Below are 4,850 nucleotides of genomic sequence, written 5' to 3'. Positions count from 1 at the left end.
TTGCGCTACGTACAATTTCAGCGAGCCAGCGCGAAAACATCAATTCGCTGCTTTCCCAGTCTGATTCCGGCCTGGCTTCCCATCGTGGTGGGAAAGCCCTCGATTTTTGTCCGACGATCTATGCGCGACAGGCTCCTAGCAACACCGGCACGATCTCGCCCGTGTTGATGGAGGGAACAGCCAGGGCGGGTAGACCTCTGGGAAGTGGACCGAGCACCGTCACACCGAATCGGGTCGCAAGATTGAGGGCTGTGACGATGACTGTCGTTGCCACGACGCTCAGCAGAACTCCCGGGACACGCCTGCTGTGTCTGAGGAGCCCGATCATCAGCAAGGTGCCGAGGCCAAGGGCCAGCGCTACCCCGTTCGTCCTTCCGGCCAGAACCGCTGACACAATGGCTTGCGCTTCATTCAGCAGCCCGTCGCCCTTGACCGTGAAACCAAACAAGGGCGGCACCTGGCTGACCAGCACGGTCAGGGCGATGCCGTTCATATAGCCGTAACGGATCGGCTTGGAGAGCAACTCGGTGATGAAACCCAGGCGAGCGGATCCTGCCAGAACGCACAGACTGCCTGAGACGATTGCCAACATCCCGGCCAGTGCCATGGCGCGCTGAGGATCACCCGCAGACAGCGGCAGCACGATGCCGAGGATGAGGGTGACGAGTGAAGAGTCCGGTCCCAGGACCAGCATCCGGCTGGGGCCGAACAAGGCATAGGCGAGCAGGCCGAAAATGGTTGCGTACAGACCACAGATCGCCGGAACACTGGAAGCAACCGCGTAGGCAATGCCAACCGGTAGTAGAACTGCCGTCAACGCCAGGCCGGCTCCGATGTCATGGCGGAGCCAGGCGATCTTGTACTGGCGGATGGCAGACAGTCCAGGGACCCATCGCCTCCATCCCATGGAGGTTTTTCTTCGCTTGCTGCCTGGATTGGGAGATGGAGCGAGGGGCGATGGAGGGGGTGTGGACGCGCTCATGTCAAAGATGCCTGTTTCGCTTCGGACCGGCTCGCTTCCAATCCAACCGACTGAGGAAGTAGTAACTTGCCAAACCCAGGAAGACCATGCCGAGCATGAATGCTGGATAGGACACACGCCAGTTATCGGGGCCTGTGATCATCGACCATTCGGACATCCCCCCCAATTCCGGCAAGCAGTGTCAACGGCATGAAAATTGTAGTGATGAGTGTCAGCCGCCTGACTGTCATATTCGTCTCATTAGCCGCCTTGGCCATTTCGTTGTTGAGCATAGACAGATACACTTCCATCAGGCTAGCAACGATGTCCCGATACGACTCGGTCAGCTCGTAGGAACGGACAAGGTGATCATAGATGTCGCGATAATGATAGATAGATTGCTCCGAAATAAATCGGCAATCCTTTCGGCATATCTTATTAAGGATCTCGCGCTCGTGAAATAGGCTCTTTCGCAGCCTCAAAAGATAGCGCCGAAACCTGATCAATTCTGCCGGCTTGAAGCTTGCGGCGTCTGAGATCAGCGCTCCTTCCACATCGTCTAACTCGTCTTCGATGGCCTCAATAGCAACAAACTTATGGTCTACAATGTAGTCAAGAATTAAGTGCATGACATAGGAAGGGCCACACCGGGCTCCTTCAATGTTCTTTTCGACAAAATACTGAATCTCATCAAGATATGGCCGCTGCATGGAATTGAGGTGACTGATGCTAGCGAAGAACTTGTCGTCGATGAACATATTGACTTCACCAACGCCCAGCACGCCTTTGTGATACTCAAAGATGTTAGAAAGAATGAGAGTGCTTTCCGGAAAGTCGTCGATCTTGGGGATCTGATTGTCATCAAGGCAATCTTCAATCGATAGGGAATGGAGCCCGAGTAGCTCAACGAGTCCAGAGAGTTCCTTTCGTGTTGGACCGACATAGTGCAACCAGGCAAAGCCATTTCCTTCCGCTGCTTCAACGGCCGAATCAGCCGTCTCAAACCGCTTCGGGGGGCCGTTGTTGCAGATCTGAAAAAAGAAGGAGCGGGACAAGTCGCCTAGAGCGGAGGTGAACAACCAGAGTAGGATGAGAAATAGCGTGAAATGGAAGTCCCCTGATTACGTTCTTAAATCATGGCCATAGCGGGCAGATGCCAGTAATTCTAAGCTTGGGCTCTATCCTCTAATGGTGTGTCGTTCCGCGTCTGGACTCCCCATTCCGAGCAGGCCTCCATGTTGGGGAGCGTTCAGCGACTGGGATGCGATCTTCAAGCAGCATTGGCGAAAAGAGGCCGCCTTGGCGGCCTTTCACAACGGCCGGAAGAGCTTTACTTCTAAGCTCTATAAGATCCTATCGCGCATAGATCGTCAGACAGTACCGAGTACTTTCCCGCCACGAATCGAAATAACCTATGTGCAACACGCTCCCAGGGTGACTTTTGCGGTATCAAACTCAGCAATAAGACCCACTGCTACAGCACCGATACTGTAAACGCAGTCTTCACCGAAGCAGTTGCCTTGCTGGCCTGGAAATCCACTGCCCATGCAGCGCAGCTGAGCTATCGGGGACATGTCCTCATGGACAACAGACATGAACCTGATCGTCGATTGCCGCATCACAGAGGCCACGGGCGCTACTGGGAGGGTTCGACTGCCGGCATCGTGCAAAGCAACAGCCGCAGCCTGTAAAACTCCAGCTTGATCAGCACCAGCGACAGAGAGTCGCTGAGGATCAGGGGCGCATGAATTCTGTTCAAGAAATAGATAGATCTACCTTTTGGCAGCTTGGGCAAAAGGCAGTCACTTCGGTTCGCCAGATTTTATCGCAACAAAGGCAAAGTTCTGGCAGAATGGCCTGAAGAGAAACGAGAGAATCCGATCGAGATACTCCAGGCCATGACATATGAAAACTTGATTTCCAAGACAGCTCAGAGGCCCCGAGAACAGATTCCTGGGCAGGAACCCATAGAGGGTGATGAACTCACAGAAAACCCAGCCTGATCTAACAGATTGACGACCTGATTGCGGCGGAATAGATATTGATGATGATACTTTCCAGGCAGCAGTCTTGAGAGCGCCTCAATGGGGCTAAGCACGTTGGGGAGGTGGTAGCCAATCAGCCTGCCGCCATCTCGAAGGATTCGGTTGATTTCCCGCAGGCTTTCGATCTCTGTCCCTCCAGTCTCCCGCACATGCTCAAGCACACCGATGGAAAGCACCGTCTGGAAAGAGCAGGAGGGCAGAGGGATACTGCTTCCATGGCGCTTGTTGGCCACGTGAATGGTCACTCGGCCATCACGACATGCATCGGAGCTAATGAGAGCTGGCGGCCTGAAGGCATAGCAATGAATCTGGGTGTAGCCCGCCTCCAGCAGAAAACAGGAGATATGGCCATTCCCGCATCCCCAGTCCAGGATGGGAAGGTGCAAGGGTGCAGAGTGCAGCACCATTCTGTAGGCCCTGTAGTACTGGCCAGCACTGAAGAGGGAGCCAAAATGTCCTCGCTTGCGCAGACTGTGGAGGTCTCCGCCTCTACTCTGAATCGCCCTAGAGACAGAGGAAAATCTTATTCAGACAACAGAGTAAACCTCTAGCATACTGGAAGATCGGAATCTCGGTCAACCCCGATCCAGGCACTGCATTCTGACTGGATCTGCATCAGCGCTGCGGTCGAATTCCATGCACCAAGCGATGGGGCTGCCTCTCCAGTGGGCAGGGGAACCGGAGGCAGCGGCGAGTGACTATGGCGGAAACAGGCAGTCTGAAACAACTTCTCCTGACTGAGGCTTTCCACCTGGGGGGGAGCACCTGGCGTCTCATAGCGCAACACAAAGATCTGGTCGAACTCCATCGGTCCGATCGTGGGCATCGAGGGCCAGCCAAGCCCCCTGGCCAGCTCGGGCATTCGGCGGTGCTCCCAGAACAGCACCACATTGCCGTTGCGATACGCCGGCTGGCGGAGGAGCTCCTGGCCATCCAGAAAGGAATCGTCCCGCGACACCTGGGCAATGGAAATATTGATCCCGGTGGCCACTCTCAAAGGAACAGCGCTCTGGTAACTGCGGGCGTTCTTGCTGGAAACGGGGTTGAGAAAGAACGTCCGGATGTGGGTGGGTGGCCCGAAGCAGGCGGGAATCAGACGGGCCAGATTGATCGCGCGCAGGAAACCATTGATCGAGAGGTTGTAGTTTCCGTCCCCCGACTCCACCTTGTCGCCATGGCGAAGCAGAATCACCTGGCGGGGAGCGGCATGGGCCGGTGCCAGGCTGATATTGCCCAGCGCCAGTCCGAGAAGTGCTGGTGAGACGAGATAACCGGCTAAACCGTTGCCTGCCCGATCAGGCCACCAGCCCCAGTGACACGTCCCGGCTCCAGGCCTGCGTTGATGCATAGCTCTCCTGAGGAGCGAAAAGCGTGGCATCCACAGACGCAGTCAATTGGATTCGGAAGTTACCGGAGCCTCTCTGCGGGGGTCCATGTTCGCTCCCAGCTCCCTGCAGGTACGGATCGGATCCACATCCGGCGCCACACCAAGAGCCTTGCGCAGGGCATCGAGCTGCGCAACGGATTGCAGATCGATTGTGGTGGCAGCATGCTCACAGGCAATTGTCTTCAGAGCCTTCGCATCGGGTGCCGCGCAGCCGGCAAGCATGACAAGAGCAGCAAAGGGAACAAGGCGAATCACTGACGAAGCTATAGCAGCCACACTTTCACTCTAGGAGCCTGTCGCGCATAGATCGTCGGACTAAAATCGAGGGCTTTCCCACCACGATGGGAAGCCAGGCCGGAATCAGACTGGGAAAGCAGCGAATTGATGTTTTCGCGCTGGCTCGCTGAAATTGTACGTAGCGCAATTGATCTCAAGCATCAGGCGTCGCTGAAGCAAG

Annotated in this window: 5 protein-coding genes and 1 pseudogene; 1 reads left to right on the top strand and 5 read right to left on the bottom strand. The window is 55.6% G+C overall.

The genetic code is table 11. From position 1 onward, the window contains the following. Positions 1 to 118: 118 nt before the first annotated feature. Both KQ310_RS04315 and KQ310_RS04310 read right to left on the bottom strand, forming a co-directional pair. Positions 119 to 907 (bottom strand): SulP family inorganic anion transporter, encoded by a 789-nt coding sequence (locus KQ310_RS04315; protein ID WP_259720554.1) that lies wholly within the window; start codon positions 905 to 907, stop codon positions 119 to 121. Between the two features lie 197 nt (positions 908 to 1,104). Then, on the bottom strand, positions 1,105 to 2,016 hold the full coding sequence (locus tag KQ310_RS04310) for a magnesium transporter CorA family protein (protein WP_259720553.1): 912 nt from the start codon (positions 2,014 to 2,016) through the stop codon (positions 1,105 to 1,107). A gap of 369 nt (positions 2,017 to 2,385) precedes the next feature. Here KQ310_RS04310 and KQ310_RS04305 point away from each other — a divergent pair. Then, positions 2,386 to 2,608: pseudogene (locus KQ310_RS04305) on the top strand (hypothetical protein); the annotation flags it as partial. A 283-nt stretch (positions 2,609 to 2,891) separates the two neighbouring features. On the opposite strand, the gene KQ310_RS04300 reads toward KQ310_RS04305, so the two are convergent. The 3 genes from KQ310_RS04300 to KQ310_RS04290 all read right to left on the bottom strand — a co-directional run bounded on the left by KQ310_RS04300 (position 2,892) and on the right by KQ310_RS04290 (position 4,648). After that, on the bottom strand, positions 2,892 to 3,392 hold the full coding sequence (locus tag KQ310_RS04300; protein WP_259720552.1) for a bifunctional 2-polyprenyl-6-hydroxyphenol methylase/3-demethylubiquinol 3-O-methyltransferase UbiG: 501 nt from the start codon (positions 3,390 to 3,392) through the stop codon (positions 2,892 to 2,894). A gap of 161 nt (positions 3,393 to 3,553) precedes the next feature. Next, positions 3,554 to 4,198, bottom strand: coding sequence for a hypothetical protein (locus tag KQ310_RS04295; protein ID WP_259720551.1), 645 nt, complete (start codon positions 4,196 to 4,198; stop codon positions 3,554 to 3,556). A 198-nt stretch (positions 4,199 to 4,396) separates the two neighbouring features. Further along, the gene (locus KQ310_RS04290; protein WP_259720550.1) at positions 4,397 to 4,648 is read right to left on the bottom strand and encodes a hypothetical protein; all 252 of its coding nucleotides are present in this window, start codon (positions 4,646 to 4,648) and stop codon (positions 4,397 to 4,399) included. Positions 4,649 to 4,850: the final 202 nt, after the last annotated feature.

Source organism: Synechococcus sp. CS-1328, assembly GCF_025128095.1.
Lineage (GTDB): Bacteria > Cyanobacteriota > Cyanobacteriia > PCC-6307 > Cyanobiaceae > CBW1002.
This window is presented reverse-complemented; position numbering and strand designations above follow the sequence as displayed.

Bases quoted from the DNA above. Each gene is read 5' to 3' on its own strand.
- KQ310_RS04315 (WP_259720554.1), bottom strand. From the start codon at position 907: ATGGGATGGAGGCGATGGGTCCCTGGACTGTCTGCCATCCGCCAGTAC.